Origin of the sequence: Streptomyces sp. CBMA123, assembly GCF_014596465.1 — a bacterium.
Classification (GTDB): domain Bacteria; phylum Actinomycetota; class Actinomycetes; order Streptomycetales; family Streptomycetaceae; genus Kitasatospora.
Genome location: NZ_MECK01000590.1, coordinates 1 through 18717 on the forward strand (window position 1 = coordinate 1; position 18717 = coordinate 18717).

Below are 18717 nucleotides of genomic sequence, written 5' to 3' on the forward strand. Positions count from 1 at the left end.
GTCCAGGCGTCGAGTTGGGCGATGGCCGCGCGGGCCTGCCGGGGTGCGCTCAGCAGTCCGCGGCCGATGCCCTCGGCCAGGGTGGCCCGGTAGCCGGCGAGTGCGCCGGGCACGTTACGCAGCCGCCCGGCGACGGCCGCCCACTGCTCGTCGGTGTCGGTGGGCATCATGGTGAAGACGCCGCGCACCTTGTGCAGCGGGGAGTTGACGTTGCGCAGCTGGCGGAAGTGGTCCCCGGCCTCGTGGACGGCGAGTTCGGCGGTGAGCCGTTCCCGCAGCAGCCGGGCGCAGTCCCGGTCGGCGGGATCGCCCACGGGGCCGTCGCCCTCGCGACCGTCGACGGGCAGTGCCCGGTCCAGCTCGGCGAGCGTCCGCCGGGCCAGTTCGGCGAGCGCCTCGTAGCCCTCCGGCGACAGGTCCGGCTGCCGGTCGTCCTGGGGGTGCAGCCCGAGTCTGGCCGCGGTCGCCGGGTCGAGGGCCGCGACCTGGGCGACGTGGTGATCGGCGATCCTACGGGCGGTCTTCGGCGTCTCGGGCATGCCCCCATGCTGGCCCGGCGGCCGACCCGCCGTCCAGGGCGCAAGGCTCCGGACGGCGGGTCAGCGGCGGTATCAACGCTCGGCGGTCAACGCTCGCTGTTCAACGCTGGGCGTTCAAGGCGCGCCGTTCAGCGCTCGGCGTTCAGCGCTCGGCGTTCAGCGCTCGGCGTTCAACGCTCGGCGTTCAACGCGTCGACGTACCCGGCCTGGTCGAGTTCGGTCATCAGGTCACGGTGGCGGTTGAGGTCCTCGCCCTCGTCCGCGACCGGCTCGGTGACGAACCGCACCCGGGCGGCCAGCGAGCGGGCGAGCGCGCCCGCCGCCTCGCCCGTCTCGGCGGTGACCGTCAGGAAGCCGGCCCGGTCCGGCGACCAGCGCACCGGCGGGAGCACCTTGCCGACCTCGAACTGCAGGTGGAACTCGACGACGGCGGGGTGGTTGCGGACCTCCTCGGCGCCCTCGATCGCCAGCAGCCGGCCCGGCTCGGCCTCGAAGAAGGCGACCGCGGCCCCGCACTTCGCGGCGGGCCGCTCGGTGACCGGCTCGCGCTCGCCGACCGCGACGGCCAGGCCGGTGCCCTCCAGGTCGATGCCGTAGACCAGCTCGGCCATGGTGTTGATCCGGTCGCCGCCGCGTCGGTTGTGTCCCTCGACCACCTTCGGCCCGTTCGGCGTGAGCTTCATCTCGGTGTGCGAGAGACCGTCCCGCAGGCCGACCGAGTCCAGGAACTCGCCGGCGGTGCGGGCGATCTCGTCCTCCAGCCCGGCGTCCAGCGCGGCCGGGATGGAGTGGCCGTACTCCATGAACCCGGCGCCGGTGACCTTGTCCGCGATGGCGATCAGCACGTGCCGCCCGCCGGCGGAGATCATGTCGACGCTGATCTCCGGGCCCTCCAGGTACTCCTCCAGCAGGAAGCGGTCCAGGCCGAGTTCGACGAGCGCGGCGTGCACCCGCCCGGCCTCCTCCGGGCCGTCGATCCGGTGGATGCCCAGGCTCGCCGAGCCGCCCACCGGCTTGGCGATCAGCGGGTAGCCGACGGTGGCGCCGAACCCGGTGATGTCGGCGAGGGTGGTGCCGACGGCGGCCCGCACCGCGCTGACGCCCCGTTCGGCGGTGTGCTGCCGCATCCGCCACTTGTCGGTCAGCAGCGCCACCGTGTCCGGGTGGGTGCCGTCCAGCCCGAGCGCCTCGTTGAGCAGCGCGGCCGGGATGACGGCCTCCTCCTGGACGGTGAACACGGCGCTGAACGGGGCCTGCGCGTGCAGGGCCCGGACCGCCGCCACCATCGCCCGCGGGTCCTCCCGGTGCCGCAGCACCAGGCAGGTCTCGCCCTCGATGGCGCTCGGCGACACGGTGTGGAACTCCTCCGGGGTGTAGACGCAGACCACGTCGAGTTCCAGCTGCCTGGCCCGCTGGATGATCGGCGGCTTGGGAGAGACCAGGCAGACACGCTTCGTCATAGTGCTTCCTTCGTGTGATCGTTCTGCGGACGGCGCCGTACGAGGGCGACGACGTCCTGGGCCAACGCCGTGGTGGGGTCGAACACCGGGAGGTCACCGGCCCGGTGACCGAGGACCAGGGGCAGTTCGGTGCACGCCGCGACGATGATCTGGGCACCGGCCTCGGCCACGTTGCGCACGGCCGGTTCGAGGCTCTCCCCGGCGGCCTCCAGCCGGCCCGCCTTGACCAGCCGGACGGCCCGCATGACGCACCGCTGCTGGAGCAGTGGCGCCGGCACCACCGCCGCGATGCCGTACTCGCGCAGGGCCTCCTGGTAGAGCCCGGCGACGAGGGTCCCGGTGGTGGCCAGCAGTCCGACACTGGTGACGGCCGGGTCCGCCCGGTGCAGCCGCCGCACGGTGGCGTCGATCATGCTGAGCACGGGCACCCCGGCCTCGCGCCGCAGCTCCGGCAGGAAGGCGTGGGCGGTGTTGCAGGGCATGGCGATCAGGGTGGCCCCGGCGGACTCCAGCAGCCGCACCCCCTCGCGCAGGTGGGGCAGTGGGCTGGGGCCGTCGGAGAGGATCGCCGCGGTGCGGTCGGGGACGGTGGAGTCGGACCACACCAGGGTGCGCAGGTGCTCCTGGTCCTTGGCCGCGGGCGTCTCCTGCACCAGCTTGGCGAAGAAGTCCGCGGTGGCGGCCGGCCCCATGCCGCCGAGCACGCCGACGATGTCGGACCCGGAGGACCCGGAGGCTCCGGAAGCCCCCTCGGCCCTCTCGGCCCCCTCGGCCGCCGTGGACCCCGCAGCCCCCGCGGAGCGCCGGGCGCGGACGGCGCCCGGCTGCTCGCACGTCTCCGGCTCCCCCGGGGCGACCGCGCTCACCGCGCTCATCCCGCGGCCTCCTCGGCCACGGCCGGCGCCGCGCCCGTGGCGAGGTGGTGCCGCCCCAGCACCGCCCGCGGCACCAGACCCGCCGCCATCACCAGCACGCCGATCAGCAGCCAGAGCGGGGTGCCGTGCTTGACCAGCGGTGCCACGATCAGCACCGGCCCCACCAGGTCCTGGCCGACCCGCCCCAGGTTGTAGAAGGACAGGTACTGCGCCAGTGACTCCTTCGGCGCCAACTCGTAGGACAGCGGCGTACTGGCGGTGAAGAGGCACTCCCCCGCCGTGTGCGCGACCATCGCGACCACCAGGATCGCCAGCGCCGCCCAGCCCTGGGAGACCGTCCCGGAGGCGGCGTAGGCGGCGCAGGCCAGGAACACGGCCACCCCGCCGAACACCGGGGCGCGCAGCGCGGCCGCGAAGTCGGCGAAGCGGCGGTTCACCGGCACCTGGGCGGCCATCGCCAGCGCGCCGTTCAACGCGAGCAGTGTGGTCAGGCCCCAACTGGGCGCGTCGGTCGCCTGGGTGACCCACAGCGGCAGCACCAGCGCCAGGATCGTGTTGTGCGTCATGGCGACGCCGTTGACCACGGTGATCGCCAGGTACCGCCGGTCGCGCAGCGGGGACGCGCCCTTGCCCCGGGCCCGCTTCCCGCCCTCGCCGCCGGTCGTGGTGGCGGGCTCCGGCACCTGGAGCCGGGACATCAGCACCGCCGCGGCGATGAACGAGCCCGCGTTGACGGCGACGCCCACCATGTAGAGCGCGGTGGAGCCGGTGACGACCGGGAGGGTGGCGGCCAGCGAGCCGAGCACGATCGCGCCGTTGCGCGCGGTGTACATCGTGCCCAGGATGGTCGCCCGCTCCTTGGCCTCGAACAGCCGTCCCATCACGGTCATGTTGATCGCCGGGCTGGACCGGTCGGCGGTGGTGACCAGGCAGGCGAGCACCGCGAACAGCCAGTACCGGTCGGCCGCCAGGTACAGCGCGTAGCCGAAGGCCCGGATCAGGAAGAGCGTGATGAGGCTCTTCTTGACCCCGACCCGGTCCGCCAGCTTGCCGATCCGGGGGCTGAGCACGAAGGCGCACAGGCTGCCGAGCGAGATGGCGAGGCCGACCGAGGTGACGTCGAAGCCGCGCACCTGGGTGAAGAACAGCACCGAAGTGGCCGTGAAGATGCCGGTGCCGAAGGAGTCGGCGGTGGCGCTGGCCAGCAGCAGCCTGGTCTCCCGCCGCTCCAGCATCAGCGTGGTGCTCAGCCGTGCCCACGGGCCCGGTCGGGCGCTCATCGGGCGCCGACAGACCCGACCGGACGGACCGACCAGTCGTGGACGTGGCCGTGCACCGGGTGGCACGGGACGGTCTCCGCGCACTCCAGCCGGGGCCCGGCGTCGCGCAGCACGCCGTCGAGGCCGTCGCCGGTGAGCGGCCAGTGGATCTCGACGGTGTTGCCGCCGCGCCGCAGCAGCTCCGGCCGGACGGTGAAGGCGTCCGAGCGCCAGTCGGTGCCGAGTTCGGCCGCGCCGACGTCCTGGCCGTTGACGGCGAGGCGGACGCCGGCCGGTACGGTCCCGCCGGGCAGCCGCCAGGTGACCTCGACGGTCAGCTCGGCCGGCTCGGCCAGGACGAGGGTGGAGCGCGTCAGCGGGGCGTGGGCGCGCAGGTAGGCGACCCGCCGGGCGAAGGCGGTGCCGCGCCGCTCGTTGAAGGTGGCGGCCAGCGCGGGGTCGGCCAACAGGTCGGCACCGGCGACGTGTTCGGCGGTGTGCTCGGCAGCGTGTTCGGCGACCAGCAGCTCCTGGTGGCGCTCGCGCACCGGGCGGCCGTGCCGCTCCAGCTCGTCCAGCATGACCTCGCGCAGCGCGTGGTCGGCGAGCTTGCCGTTCAGCCGGCCGTCGCCGACCACCAGGTAGCGGGCCACCGACGGGTCCTGGGCGGAGCGCTCGTAGGAGGAGCACATCCAGTTGGGGGCGCGCCGGGTCTGGTAGTCGAGGTAGTCCTCGATCCGCTCGGCGACGGCGGCGTCGGTGTCCAGCGCCCGGGCCACGTGGTGGCGCAGGATCTCCTCGCCCTGCCCGTAGTGGGCGTTGTGCACGGCGGCGAGGAAGTGCGCCAGGGCGAGCCGGTCGGCGGCGGGTTCGACCGGGGCGGCGGCCTCGACGGTCAGGCTGAGAACCTCGGCGAGGGTGTCCGCGACGGCGTCGGCGGTGCGCCGCAGGCCGTCGAAGCTCAGGTGGCAGTAGTCGAGGAAGAACTGCCGCCCGGGCAGGCCGTCCTGGCCCAGCTGTCCCGCCTGGCCGTCCTGGAAGAGCGTCCGCTGGTCGACCACCCGGAAGCCGAACTTCTCGCCGCGCTCGCGCAGCAGGTCCTGGACGGCGGTCAGGGTGCGCGGGGAGTGCACCGCGAAGGGGCTGACCACCGAGTCCCGGGCCGCGCCGAGGGCCGCGCGCACGGCGTCGGGGGTCTCGGCGCAGCGGGCGGCCAGCCGGTGGGTGACCGGCGAGCTGCCGCCGTCCAGCCGCAGCAGCTCAGCGACCAGTGTCCGGGCCTGCGTCAACTCTCCACTTTCGAGGGCCTGTTCGGCCGCGCGGCGGAGTTCCAGCCAGCGCGGCAGCCGGCCTTCGGGGAGCGCCGGGCAGTCGAGCATCGGCTCGTCCACCCAGTCGGCGAGGTTGAACTCGGGGACGACCAGGACGACGGGGGTCGGTCCGGCGAGTTCCCGCAGCAGGTCCAGCGCGCTCGCGGCGACGTCGGCGACCAGGGTGCGGAAGGCCGCGGTGGCGGCCGGGAAGCCGCCCTCGGCGATCAGGCCCGCCAGCTGGTGGCGCTCGGTGGGCGTCGGGTCGACGTTGTTCCAGTTGTTCCCGGCGTGCACCACCAGCGCGTCCACGCCGAGCGCGCAGGCCTCGGCGGCGGTGCGCAGCAGTTCGGGGAGCGAGCAGTTGGTGCGGGCCAGGTCGAGGACGTCGGCCTGGCCGGCGGTGAGCCGGGAGTCGATCAGGCCGGCCAGCGAGTACACCGGGTCGAAGAAGTAGCCGCGGGTGGCGGACTCGCCGAGGACGGCCACCCGGCGGGTTCCGGCGCGCAGGGGCAGCTCGGGCAGGTCGGCCCAGTAGCGCCACTCCTCGCGGCGCCCGGTGTCGCGCCGGAGCCGCCCGTCCTCGCGGCGCCAGATGCCGACGGTGTCGCCGGCGGGCACGGGGACGGTCAACTCGGTTGAGCGGGTGGTGGGTTGGCCCAGGGTCTGGATCCGGGCGAGGGCGAGCGTGCCGTCCGGTCCGGACAGGAAGTCGCTGAGGCCTTCGGTGAGGCTCTGGGTCGGGTCGCTGTGCTGCATCGGGTTCCCTCGGCGTTGTGGTCCGGGTGGGGGTGCTGGTCGGCGCCGGGTGGGCGCGGTCGTCAGGCGGTGTGCGCCGGAAGGTCGTACAGGTCGACGAGCATGTTGAAGGTGATGACCGTCATCAGCAGGTCCGTCTCGAACGGGACGTTGATCCGGAAGCCCGGGGTCGAGTACTGCCGGACGAGCTGCTCGACCCGGTCCGGGTCGAAGTAGCCGTCGGCCTCGATCCGCTCGCGGGAGAGCAGCGCCTCGATGGCGGGGTCGTCCTGGCGGAGCAGGTGCGGGCTGCCCGGGGCGGTGAAGCCGAACTTCTCGCGGTCGACGATCCGGCTCGGGATCCAGTTCCGGGCGACCTGCTTGAGCAGGTACTTCTCCTCCAGGCCCTTCAACTTGAGCTCGGGCGGCACGGTGGCCAGGAACTCGACCAACTCGCGGTCCAGGAACGGGTGGCGGCCCTCCACCGAGTGGGCGAAGGTCATCCGGTCGCCGTGGTCGGCGAGCAGGTGGTCGCCGAGCCGGAGCTTGAGGTCCAGGTAGGAGCGGCGGTGCAGGTCGTCCAGGCCGGCCAGGCGTTCCGGGTCGACCAGCGGGTGTTCCAGGCAGTCGATCGCCAGCCCGCGTTCGCGCACCGCGGCCGAGTACAGGCCCGATTTGACGGACCGGAACGCGACGTCGTTGCGCTCGTAGAAGAAGCTCTCGTCGCCCCACAGCCGGGCCCGCAGCCTGGCCTCGGCGAGGTCGGTGGAGACCACCGCACCCGGCTGGGCCCGGCGGAGGTGGTCGAAGCGGTAGCCGATGTAGCCGCCGAAGAACTCGTCGGCGCCCTGGCCGGTGAGGATCACCTTGACGCCGGACTCGTGGACGGCCTCGGAGAGGGCGTGCGCGGCGGAGTCGTAGGACTCCTTGAGCGGGCACTCGGCGTGCCAGACCACGTCGCGCAGCCGCGCGCCGATCTCCTCGTCGTGGACGAAGCGTTCGCGGTGCGTGGTGTCGAGCACATCGCTCATCAGCCGCTGGTAGTCGCTCTCGGAGAGCTCGCGCTCCGGGAACGCGGCGGCGAACGAACGGAGTTCGGCGTCCGGCAGCAGATGCCGCATGATGCCGCCGATCAGCGAGGAGTCCAGGCCGCCGCTGAGGTAGAAGCCCACCTCGACGTCGGACTGCAGCCGCTTCTCGACCGAGCGGATCAGCAACTCCTCGACCCGGTCGACGTAGTAGGACTCGTCGTGGCGCTCCAGCTCGGCGCCGGCGCGCGGGTAGACGAGGTCCCAGTACGTCCAGGTCTTGGGCTGCTCGCCCGGGCGGAACTCCACGGCGGTGCCCGGCGGAACGCTGTGGACGCCCTCGAACATGGTCCGCGGGCTGACCAGTCCCGGCAGGGTGAGGACCTGGTCGAGTCCGATCAGGTCGACCCGGCGTTCGACGGCCGGGTGTTCCAGCATGGCCTTGATTTCGGACCCGAAAACGAGCCCGCCGGCCTGGTGCGCATAGAAGAGCGGAGTCACACCGAAATGGTCACGAGCAGCCAAGAAGATCTTCTCGCGATAGTCGAACAGCACAATCGCGAATTGCCCGTCGAGCTTGCCGAGAAAATCCCGGCCAAACTCCTCGTAAAGGTGCGGAATGACTTCGGTATCGCAACGCGTGTGCAAAGTGTGGCCACGCGCCACAAGAAGTTCACGCAACTGCGGGTAGTTGTATATCTCGCCCGTCGTCATGGCGACGATCTCACGAGTCTCGTTGTACATCGGCTGATTGCCGGAGGCCAAGTCCCTGATGGCGAGGCGGCTGAATCCGAAGGCGACGGTCTCGTCGACGTGGAAGCCCCGTGAGTCCGGGCCCCGGTGTCCGATTGTCGCGGTCATCGCCTCGAGTCGCTCTCGCGCCCATCGCGGATCGTGCCGCAAGCCTACAAAGCCCGCGAGTCCACACACGCCAACTCCCCCTATTCAGTGGCGTTTGGATGGAGCCAATCCTATCGGCTGCGACCGGGGAGCCTAGCAGCGGTCATGACATCCCACTGTGACCCAGCTCACATCCTGGCCGATCTACCGAACTTCCTTTCGGCGTGCGATTGTTCGGGGAGCATTGGAAGCGTTCCGAGCCGATTCCGCGACAGCTGTCCGAACCGCTCGATGAGCTGATGCACAATCAATCAACGGGGAAGAAGGATTCACCGTGCCTGGTTCCCGGTCGGGGCCGATTCAGCACCCACGCCCATCCACCACCACCCTGGTGACCCTGCTGGTCGAGCAGTTCCGGCGGACACCCGACCGCCCCGCGGTGTCGGACCGCCGCGAGGTGCTCGACTACCGCGAACTCGACCGCCGATCAAGCGAGTTGGCGCACCGGCTGGCCCGCTCCGGGGCCGCCGCGGGCCGCATCGTCGCGCTCCACCTGGAGCGCTCGGTGGACCTCGCCGTCGCCATCGTCGCCGTCCTGCGAGCCGGCGCCGCCTGGCTGCCGCTCGCCACCACCGACCCGGACGGCCGCCTCCAGGACCTGCTGCGGGACGCCGATCCCGCCGCCATCCTCACCGGCGACCCTGACCGGATCCGCCGACTCGCCTCCGGCACACCCTGTCTGACCACGAGGGACGTCGGGGACGCCCGCTGGGACGGCGAACCGGACGGCACCGCGGACGGGCCCGCCGACCCGGTCCTGATCGACGCCGCCGCACCGACCGACCTCGCGTACGTCATCTACACCTCCGGCTCCACCGGCCGCCCCAAGGGCGTGCTGACCGAGCACGCCGCGATCGTCAACCGGCTCCGCTGGATGCAGGACCGCTTCGGCCTCGGCCCCGCCGACGTCGTCGCCCAGAAGACCCCGTACACCTTCGACGTCTCGGTGTGGGAGTTCCTCTGGCCGCTGCTGACCGGGGCCCACCTCACCTTCGCCGAACCGGACGGCCACCGCGACCCCGACTACCTGGCCGACTTCCTGGCCGAACGCCGGGTCACCGTCACCCACTTCGTCCCCAGCATGCTCCGCGAGTTCCTCCGCCGGCTGCCCGTCGGCGCCTGCCCCGAACTGCGCGTCGTGACGGTCAGCGGCGAGGCCCTCGGCCAGGACCTCGCCCAGCGCTTCTTCGAGCGGCTCCCGCACGTCGAACTGCACAACCTCTACGGCCCCACCGAGGCCGCCGTGGACGTCACCCACTGGCAGTGCGAGCCCGGCCGCCCGCTCGACGAGCCGGTGCCGATCGGCCGTCCGATCACCGGCATCGAGCTGCTGGTCGTGGACGAGCACGGCGCCGAACTTCCCGCCGGCGCGACCGGCGAGCTCTGCATCGCCGGCGTCGGGGTCGCCCGTGGCTACCTCAACCGGCCCGAGCTCACCGCCGAACGCTTCGTCCCGCACCCGGCCGACGCTCGGCAACGGATTTACCGCACCGGCGACTTGGCCTCCCGCCGCCCGGACGGCGCCTACCTCTACCACGGCCGCAACGACCGCCAGGTGAAGATCGGCGGCGTCCGGATCGAACTCGGCGAGGTGGAGGCGGCCCTGCTGGCCCTGCCCTACCTGGACGAGTGCGTCGTGCTGACGCTCACCGACCCGGCCGGCACCACCCGGCTCGCCGCCGTCGCCGTCCCGGCCGCCGCCACCCACCCCGACATCGGCACCGCCACCGCCACCGCCACCGCCACCGCCCATGAGGCCTGGCGCGCCGACCTGGCCCGGGTGCTGCCCGCCGCCTCGATCCCGGCCACCCTGACCACCGTCGCCGCCATCCCGAAGACCGCCCACGGCAAGGCCGACACGGCGGCGCTGCGCCTGCTGGTGGAGCCGGCACCCGACGCCACCGCGCCCGACGCCGCCGCCCCGGCCGCCGAGGAGCTGGAGCCGGTGGAGCGCGCCTGGGCCACCGTGCTCGGCAGCCGGCTGCCGCACTTCTTCGAGGCCGGCGGCACCTCGCTGCACGCCGTGCGGCTGCTCGGCGACCTCGCCGAACAGCTGGGCGTACGGGTGCCGGTCGCCGAGTTCCTCGCCCGGCCCACCCTGGACGGGCTGCGCGCCCTGGTCGCCGGCGCGGGCCGGCACCCGGCGGAGCTGCCGGAGGCCACCCCTCGGAGCGGCCCGCTGCGGCCCAACCACGCCCAGGAACGCCTGTGGTTCCTCCAGGAGTTGGAGCCCGGCAGCACCGCGATGAGCGCCCCCACCGCGTTCCGGATCACCGGCGCGACCACGGCGCAGGTCGACGAGGCCTTCGCCCGGCTGCTGGAGCGGCACGAGGTGCTGCGCACCCGGTACACCGCCGTGGACGGCGAACCGCTCGCCGTCATCGACCCAACCGGCCCCCGGATCGCCTGGTCGCCGGCCCCGGCCGGCGCCGACCCCGCCGACCTGATCCGCGCCCAGGCCACCGAACTCGCCGATCAGCCCTTTGACCTGGGCGCCGGAGCCCCGCTGCGCGTGCGCGGCACCAGCCTCGGCGACCACGACCAGCTGCTGGTGGTCGCCACCCACCAGATCATCAGCGACGGCTGGACCTGGTCGCTGCTCACCGAGGACCTGCTCGCCCTGCTGACCGGCGGCGAACCGCCCACCGGCCCCGAGCGCCTGCAGATCGCCGACCACGCGGCCTGGCAGCGCCGCCACGAGGCCGGCCCCGCACACCTCGCCGCCGTCGAGGAGTCCCTGCGGCACTGGCGCACAACGCTGGCCGGCGCACCGGACGGCCTGGACCTGCCCACCGACGCCCCCCGCCCGGCCGCGCTCAGCGTCCCGGCCGACAGCGTCGACCTCGCCTGGTCGCCCGGCTTCGACGACCGGCTGCGCGCCCTGTGCCGGGAGCGCAAGGTCACCGAGTTCATGGCCCTGCTCGCCGGGTACACCGCCTGGCTGGCCCGGATCAGCGGCCAGGAGACGGTGGTCGTCGGCACCCCGATGGCCAACCGGACCCCCGAGTGGACCGACCGGATGGCCGGCAACTTCATCACCACCGTCCCGCAGCGCCTGGACGTCGACGAGGACACCACCTTCCTCGACCTCCTCGACCGCGCCCGCACCTCGGTGGTGGACGGCGCCCGGCACTCGGTGGTGCCGATGGAACGGATCGTCGCCGAACTCGGCGGCGCCCGCGGCGCCGACCGGCTGCCGGTCTTCCAGAACCTCTTCGTCTTCCAGAACATGCCCGCCTGGCGGCGCGAGGCCGACGGCCGCGCCGTGCGGGTCCACCAGTTCCCCCCGCGCCACACGCACTACGACCTCAAGTTCGAGGTCTTCCCGTTCACCACCGGGTACGAGGCACGCCTGGTCCACGCCCGGGGGCGGATCTCCGCCGAACGCGCCGCCGTGATGGCCCGTCAACTCGCCTCCTACATCGAGGCCGCGGTCGACAAGCCGGACGCGTACATCGACGAGATCCCGCTCTGACCGGCCCAGGTCGTCCCCGACCGGAAGATTGGACTGACACTGAGATGACGCACGTCAGCGATCACCGCGGCCCCACCCCCACCGCCGCGCGGCCATCGCCCGAACACACCGTCCCCGCACTGATCGAGGCCACCGCCTCGCGCTGCCCGGACTCCATCGCTCTGGTCCGCGGCGACCGGACCTGCAGCTACCGGGAGCTGGTCGAGCGCTACCGCGCCACCGCCCGTGGCCTCCTCGCGGCCGGCGTCGGCGCCGGCGACGTGGTGGCGGTGCGCGGCGGCCGCTCGGTGGAGACGGTCGTGTCCCTGCTGGGCGTCCTGCGGGCGGGCGCGATCCTCACCATGGTCGACGTCACCCAGCCCGCCGGCCGGGTCCGCGACATCCTGGCGGCCGCCGAGCCCCGGCTGGTCCTGGACACCACCGGTACGGCCCTGCCCGCCGAACTCGCCGACCACCGCGTGCTGCGGCCCGACGAGCTGACGGACCGGCAGGCCGAACTGCCCGAGGACGACGTCGAGGCCCCCGCCTACCTGTGCTTCACCTCCGGCACCACCGGCCGCCCCAAGGGCGTGCTCGGCTGGCACGGCGCGCTCACCCAGTTCTGCGCCTGGGAGCAGCGGGCGCTCGCCATCACCGACGGCGACCGGGTCGCCCAGATGGCCGCGCTGACCTTCGACGCGCTCTTCAAGGACCTCTTCCCGGCGCTGATCGGCGGCGCCACCGTCTGCCTGCCGCCCACCGACCGCCCGTTCGTCGACGTGACGCGGGTGCTCGACTGGCTGCGCGCCGACGCCGTGACCGTCCTGCAGACCGTCCCGAGCGTGCTCGGCGCGCTGCTCTCCGAACTGCCCGCCGGCCACGGCTTCCCGGCGCTGCGGCTGGTCTGCCTCTCCGGCGAGCCGCTGCCGGGCAGCCTGGTCAACCGCTGGCGCGCCGCCACCGACGCCCCCGAGGTGCGCTTCGTCAACCTGTACGGCACCACCGAGGCGACCATCCTCAAGGCCTGGTACCCGGTGCCGCAGGGCGAGGTGCCCGCCGGCATCCTGCCGGTCGGCACCGCCACCGACGGCGCCGAGCTGCTGGTGGTCAACAGGCGCGGGCGCCGCTGCGGCGTCGGCGAGCCCGGTCAGGTGCTGATCCGCAGCCGCTTCCTGACCCGGGGCCTGTGGCGGCCCGAACCCGGCGCCGAGCCGCTGTTCGAGGTGAACCCGCTCAACCCCACCGACCCGACCGACCTGGTGCAGCGCACCGGTGACCTGGGCCGGATCGACCCGCGGGGCGACGTCGAGATCCAGGGCCGGGCGGACGACCAGGTGAAGATCCTGGGCGTGCGGGTCCAGCCCGCCGAGGTCGCCGCGGTGATCCGCCGGCTGCCCGAGGTCAAGGACGCCGCCGTGGTGGTCCGCCCGGGCGCGGACGGCCCCGCGCTGGCCGCCTACCTGGTGCCCGCGCCCGGCGCCCGCCCGGACGCCGAGCTGGTGCGCACCCACGTGGCGGCGCACGGCTCCAACGCGATGGTCCCCGCCCATGTGGTGCTGCTGGAGCGGCTGCCGCTGACCGGCCACGGCAAGCTGGACCGGGCCGCGCTGCCCGCGCCCGAGGAGGCGGCGCAGGCCGGCGCGCCGGAGCCGGACGAGGGCGAGTGGAGCGGCACCGAGCAGCGGGTCGCCGCGATCTGGTCCGAGGTGCTGGGGCGGCAGGTCACCGCCCGGCACGCCAACTTCTTCCACCTCGGCGGCCACTCGCTGCTGATGGCCCGGGTGGTGGCCCGGATCCGGCGCGCCTTCGCCGTCGAGCTGAGCCTGACCACGCTGTTCCGCGCCGCCACCGTCGCCGCCCTCGCGGCCGCCGTCGACGAGGCGCTGCGCACCGGGGCCGCCGTCGCCGAGGAGCCCCTTCCGGCTCCCGCCACGACCGACGGCCCCCAGCCGCTCTCCCCCGAGCAGGAGGGCCTGTGGTACCTCCAGCAGCTGGACCCGAGCAGCTCCGCGTACAACATGGCGGGCGTCTTCACCCTGCCCGCCGGGCTGGACGAGGAGGTGGTGCGGGAGGCCGTGCTCACCGTCTGTCGCCGCCACCAGGCGCTGCGGCTGCGCTTCCACGAGGTCGACGACCACCCGGTGCAGCTGGCTGGCCCGGCCGAGGTGGACTTCGCCCGGCTCCCGGACGGCGCCGACCGGGCGGCGGGCCTGGCCGCGCTGACGGCCACCGCCGCCGTCCCGTTCGACCTGGTCGCCGGTCCCCCGGTGCGGGTGCGCACGGTACGGGTGGCCGGCCGGGAGCTGCTGGTCGGCCTGACCGTCCACCACCTGTGCTGCGACGCGGTGTCCTGGCGGATCGTCTGCGAGCAGGTCGACGCGCTGCTGGCCGGCGCCGACCGCCACTCCCGGCCGGACTCGGCCGGGCCCCTGCTGCAGTTCGGCGACTGGGCGGCCTGGCGGGCCGGCCGCATCACCGGTGAGCGCGCCGAGGCCGACCTCGCCTACTGGCGCGACCTGCTGGCCGACGTCCGCCGCCCCGAGCTGCCGCTCGGCCGGCCCGTCCCCGGTGGCCGGCCGCACCAGGCCCGGGTGGTCCGCGTCGCGCTGGCGCCCGAAGTATCCGCCCCGCTGGGCGAGTTGTGCGCCCGGGCGGACGCCACCGAGTACATGGCGATGATGACGGTGCTGGCCTACGCGCTCTCCCGCGCCGCGGCCCAGGACCAGGTGGTCATCGGCAGCGACAGCGCGGGCCGGGACCGCGAGGAGTTCGACGAGGTCGTCGGCTTCTTCGTGCGCACCCATGCCTACGCCTTCGACCTGTCCGGCGATCCGGGCTTCGCCGAGGCGCTGGGCCGGGTGCGCGCCACCCTGGTCGAGGCCGCCGGGCACCGCGAGGTCTCCTACGCCCAGGTCGTGGACGCCGTCACCGCCGCCCGCGGCGGGGACCGCGACCCGCTCTTCTCGGTGCTGCTGCGGATGCCGCCGCGCGAGGAACTGCCGCGCGAGGCCGCCGTGTTGCGTCCGCTGGACGCGGTGGCCGAGGCGGCGGACGGCACCGGCGCCGCGCCCACCGCCAAGTTCGACCTCACCGTCGTGGTGCGCCCGGAACCGACCGGGACGGTCCTCGACCTGGAGTACGACGCCGACACCGTCCAGCCCGAGTACGTGGCCGCGCTGGCCGACCGGCTCACCCGGCTGCTGGCCTTCGCCGCCGCCCAGCCGGACCGCCCGCTCAGCCTCGCCCAGGGCGACGCCCACCCCTTCGACACCGCGCTGCCCCCGGCGGAGCCCGTCCCGGTCGCCGAGGCGGTCCGGCGGCAGGCCACCGCCACTCCGGAGGCGATCGCCGTCCGCTGGGCCGAGGGTGAGGTGACTTACCGTCAACTCGCGGATGCAGCAAGCGGGGTGGCCCGCAAGCTGGCCCCCGGCGAGCGGGTCGGCCTGCTCGGCGGGAAGTCCCCCGCCACGGTCGCCGCCCTGGTGGGCGCGCTCGACGCGGGCGCCGTCCCGGTCCCGATGGACGAAGGACTGCCCGGCCCCCGGCTGGAGACCATGGCCGCGCGGGCCGAGGTCCGCCGCGTCCTGCTCACCGAGCCCAGCACCGCCACCGGCGCACTGACCGGAGTCGAGGTGCACCGGCTGGCCTTCGACGCCCTGCTCGCGGACACCGGCGGCGCTCCCGCACCCACCCCGGCCGGCCCGGACGACCCCGCGTACGTCTTCTTCACCTCCGGCACCACCGGCGAGGCCAAGGCCGTGCTCGGCCGGCGCCGCGGCCTGGACCACTTCATCGACTGGGAGACCACCGAGTTCGGCATCCACCCCGGCGACCGGGTGGCCCAGCTGACCACGCTGTCCTTCGACGCCATGCTGCGCGACGTCTTCGTCCCGCTCACCCGCGGCGCCACGCTCTGCCTGCCCTCCGCCGCCGACCTGGACGACACCGCGCGCACCGTGGAGTGGCTGGCCCGCGAGCGGGTCACCGTCGTGCACACCACGCCCAGCGTGGTCACCGCCTGGCTGCGCGAGGCCGACCCGGCCACCGCCCGGCTGCCCCACCTGCGGCTGCTCTGCCTGTCCGGCGAGCCGCTGAGCGGCCGGCTGGTCGCCCGGCTGCGCGAGCGGCTGCTCGGCCCGGACGCCGAGATCGTCAACTTCTACGGTCCCACCGAGACCACGATGATCAAGACCTTCCACCGGGTGGCCGCCGATCAGGACCACGGTCCCGTCCCGGTCGGCCGGGCGCTGCCCGGCGGCCAGGCCGTCGTGCTCGGCACCGCCGACCGCCCGTGCGGCCCCGGCGAGCGCGGCGAGATCGTGCTGCGCACGCCCTACCGCACCCTCGGTTACCTGGGCGGCACCGGCCCGGCCTCGGCTTTCCGCCCCAACCCGCGCGGCACCGACCCGGACGACCTGCTCTACCGCACCGGTGACCTCGCCGTGGTCGGCGCCCACGGCGAGATCCACATCGAGGGCCGCCGCGACGACCTGCTCAAGGTCCGCGGCATCCGGATCCACCCGGGCGAGGTGGCGGCCGAACTGGCCACCCACCCCGAGGTGCGCCAGGTGCACGTGGACGCCGACAAGGAGGGCGACGGCACCCTCGTCGCCTACCTGGTCAAGGAGCCCGGCGCCACGCTGACCGCCGAGACCCTGCGCGGCTACGCCCGCGAGCGGCTGCCCCTGGCCCTGGTGCCCGGACTCTTCCTGTTCGTCGACCGCTTCGTCCTGCTGCCGAACGGCAAGCTCGACCGCTCCTCCCTGCACGGCGCGGCGCCCCGGCGCACCGTCGAACGGGTCGAGCCGCGCGACGAGACCGAGCAGACGCTCTGGCAGCTCTGGTCCGAGCTGCTCGAACACCGGGACTTCGGCGTCACCGACGACTTCTTCGCGGTCGGCGGCCACTCGCTGCTCGCCACCATCCTGCTCACCCGGCTGCGCAAGCGCACCGGCGTGGCGCTCTCGCTGCGCCGCCTGCTGGAGGGGCCGCGGATCGAGCACCTCGCCGAAGGGGTGCGCGAGCTGGCCGGCGACGGCGCCGACCAGGGCAGCGAACTGCTGCTGCCGCTGCGCCCGGGCACCCCCGGCGGGCCGGTGCTGTTCCTGGTGCACCCCATCGGCGGCGACGTGCTCTGCTACCGCGAGCTGGCCGCGGCCCTGCCGGCCGAGGTCACCGTGCTCGGCGTGCGCGCGCCCGGCCTGGAGTCCGGCACCCCGCTGCGCACCGTCCAGGAGCTGGCCGCCGCCTACCTGCCCGAGGTCCGCAAGGCGCAGCCGGAGGGCCCGTACCACCTGGCGGCCTGGTCGATGGGCGGCGTGGTCGCCTACGAGATGGCCCGCCAGCTCTCCTTCGAGGGCGTCCGGACCGCCTCGGTGACCCTGCTGGACAGCTACGCGCCCGGCTCCGGGGCGTTCGCCCGCTTCGCCGACCCGGACACCGACCGGGCGGAGTCCTTCGCCCACGACCTCGACCGGATGACCGGCGAGCGGCCCGCCACCGGGCTGCTGCGCGGCGCCCCGGCCGAGGACGAGGAGACCCGCTCGCTGCAACGGCGCTTCCAGGTGTTCGACGCCAACGCCACCGCCCTGGTCGCGTACAAGCTGCGCCGCGCCCGGCTGCGCGACACCCGGCTCACCCTGCTGCTGGCCGGCGCTCAGGAGCGCCCGGACGGCAGCACCCCGACCCTCGGCTGGACCGAGGCGCTCGGCACCGACGTCGACACCCTCACGGTGCCGGACGTCGACCACTTCACCCTGCTGCGCGGCCCGGCGGCCCGCACCGTCGCCGAGCGGATCGCCCGCGTGCTCGCGGCGAGCAGCGCCCGCCCGGACGAGGAGCGATCGTGACCGAAACCAGCACTCCGCGGTTCCGCGCCTACACGGCACGCGACCTGGACACCCTGCTCGACCGCTGCGGGGCCGACGCCGAGACCCGGCTGCAGACCCGCGCGGTGGCGGCGATCCTGCCGTTCAAGACCAACCAGTTCGTGGTCGACGAGCTGATCGACTGGGACGCCGCCGAGGACGACCCGATCTTCCGGCTGGTCTTCCCCCAGCCGGACATGCTGGCCGCCGACGAGCTCAAGACCGTCACCGACCTGCTGCGGCACGGCGCCGGCCCGGCCGACCTGCACCGCGCCGCACGGCAGATCCGGGCCGGCATGAACGCCCACCCGGCCGGGCAGACGGACCTCAACGTCGCCCGCTGGCAGGGCACTCCGCTGTCCGGCGTGCAGCACAAGTACCGCGAGACGCTGCTCTACTTCCCCCGCCAGGGCCAGACCTGCCACGCCTACTGCACCTACTGCTTCCGCTGGGCCCAGTTCGTCGGGGACCCGGAGCTGAAGATCGCGGCGGCCTCGGACGAGACGGCCGCGCTGCGCGGGTACCTGCGCGAGCACACCGAGATCTCCGACATCCTGGTCACCGGCGGCGATCCGATGATCATGGGCACCGGCCCGCTGCGCCGGGCCCTGGAGCCCTTCCTCGACCCGGAGTTGGCGCACATCACCACCATCCGGATCGGCACCAAGGCGCTCACCTACTGGCCGTACCGCTTCACCAGCGACCAGGACGCCGACGACCTGATGCGGCTGTTCGAGGAGATCCGCGCCGCCGGCAAGCACCTGGCCCTGATGGCCCACGTCACCCACCCCCGGGAGCTGTACCCCGAGGCGGTGCACCAGGCGGTCCGGCGGGTCCGCGCCGCCGGCGCGGTGGTCCGCACCCAGGCGCCGCTGATCCGCACCATCAACGACGACGCGGCCCTGTGGCGGGAGATGTGGACGCGCCAGCTCGCGCTCGACGCCGTCCCGTACTACCTGTTCGTGGAGCGCGACACCGGCCCGCGGAACTACTTCGAGGTGCCGCTGGTGCGGGCCTGGGAGATCTACCGGGACGCGGTGTCCGGCGTCACCGGACTGGCCCGCACGGTCCGCGGGCCGTCGATGTCCGCGACCCGCGGCAAGGTCGTGGTCGACGGCGTCACCGAGGTCGCCGGGCGGCGGGCGCTCGCCCTGCGCTACCTCCAGGCCCGCGACCCGAGCATCGTCGGGCGCCCGTTCTTCGCCGAGTACGACCCGCGGGCGACCTGGCTCAGCGACCTGAAACCGCTCTTCCCCTCCGACGCGCCGTACCTGGACGTCCGATGAC

General features: G+C 73.9%; 9 protein-coding genes. 3 read left to right on the plus strand and 6 right to left on the minus strand.

The window, feature by feature from the left end; genetic code table 11:
- From BG452_RS37785 to asnB, 6 genes are all read right to left on the minus strand, one after another.
- Positions 1-539, minus strand: a 539-nt coding sequence (locus BG452_RS37785) for a DUF885 family protein (RefSeq protein ID WP_188308859.1), incomplete at its 3' end; no start/stop codon positions are given.
- Positions 540-709: 170 nt separating this feature from the next.
- The gene (locus BG452_RS37790) at positions 710-1999 is read right to left on the minus strand and encodes an ATP-grasp domain-containing protein (RefSeq protein ID WP_188308860.1); all 1290 of its coding nucleotides are present in this window, start codon (positions 1997-1999) and stop codon (positions 710-712) included.
- Positions 1996-2874, minus strand: a complete 879-nt coding sequence (locus tag BG452_RS37795) for an aspartate/glutamate racemase family protein (protein ID WP_188308861.1) — start codon at positions 2872-2874, stop codon at positions 1996-1998. The genes BG452_RS37790 and BG452_RS37795 overlap by 4 nt, the downstream gene beginning before the upstream one ends.
- Complete coding sequence (locus tag BG452_RS37800) at positions 2871-4154, minus strand: MFS transporter (RefSeq protein WP_188308862.1); 1284 nt, start codon at positions 4152-4154, stop codon at positions 2871-2873. Before BG452_RS37800 ends, BG452_RS37795 begins: the two co-directional genes overlap by 4 nt.
- Positions 4151-6202, minus strand: coding sequence for a hypothetical protein (locus tag BG452_RS37805; protein WP_188308863.1), 2052 nt, complete (start codon positions 6200-6202; stop codon positions 4151-4153). The genes BG452_RS37800 and BG452_RS37805 overlap by 4 nt, the downstream gene beginning before the upstream one ends.
- A gap of 62 nt (positions 6203-6264) precedes the next feature.
- Positions 6265-8139: an asparagine synthase (glutamine-hydrolyzing) gene (gene asnB, locus BG452_RS37810; RefSeq protein ID WP_188308864.1), complete on the minus strand. Its 1875-nt coding sequence runs from the start codon at positions 8137-8139 to the stop codon at positions 6265-6267.
- Between the two features lie 301 nt (positions 8140-8440).
- On the opposite strand from asnB, the gene BG452_RS37815 reads away from it, so the two are divergent.
- Genes BG452_RS37815 through BG452_RS37825 form a run of 3 tightly spaced genes read left to right on the plus strand, consistent with a single transcriptional unit; the run spans position 8441 to position 18716 of the window.
- Positions 8441-11584: a non-ribosomal peptide synthetase gene (locus BG452_RS37815; RefSeq protein ID WP_188308865.1), complete on the plus strand. Its 3144-nt coding sequence runs from the start codon at positions 8441-8443 to the stop codon at positions 11582-11584.
- 44 nt (positions 11585-11628) lie between these two features.
- A complete protein-coding gene (locus BG452_RS37820) occupies positions 11629-17412 on the plus strand; it encodes an AMP-binding protein (RefSeq protein ID WP_188308866.1) in 5784 nt (1927 codons plus the stop codon).
- Positions 17409-18716 carry a lysine 2,3-aminomutase gene (locus BG452_RS37825; protein ID WP_317621412.1) on the plus strand — a complete coding sequence of 436 codons (1308 nt, stop codon included), beginning with the start codon at positions 17409-17411 and terminating at the stop codon, positions 18714-18716. The genes BG452_RS37820 and BG452_RS37825 overlap by 4 nt, the downstream gene beginning before the upstream one ends.
- The last annotated feature ends 1 nt before the right edge of the window (position 18717 follow it).

Excerpts from the sequence above, each read along its gene's own strand:
- BG452_RS37820 (WP_188308866.1), top strand. The coding sequence starts at position 11,629 with ATGACGCACGTCAGCGATCACCGCGGCCCCACCCCCACCGCCGCGCGG.
- BG452_RS37795 (WP_188308861.1), bottom strand. The coding sequence starts at position 2,874 with ATGAGCGCGGTGAGCGCGGTCGCCCCGGGGGAGCCGGAGACGTGCGAG.
- BG452_RS37800 (WP_188308862.1), bottom strand. The coding sequence starts at position 4,154 with ATGAGCGCCCGACCGGGCCCGTGGGCACGGCTGAGCACCACGCTGATG.
- BG452_RS37805 (WP_188308863.1), bottom strand. The coding sequence starts at position 6,202 with ATGCAGCACAGCGACCCGACCCAGAGCCTCACCGAAGGCCTCAGCGAC.
- BG452_RS37790 (WP_188308860.1), bottom strand. The coding sequence starts at position 1,999 with ATGACGAAGCGTGTCTGCCTGGTCTCTCCCAAGCCGCCGATCATCCAG.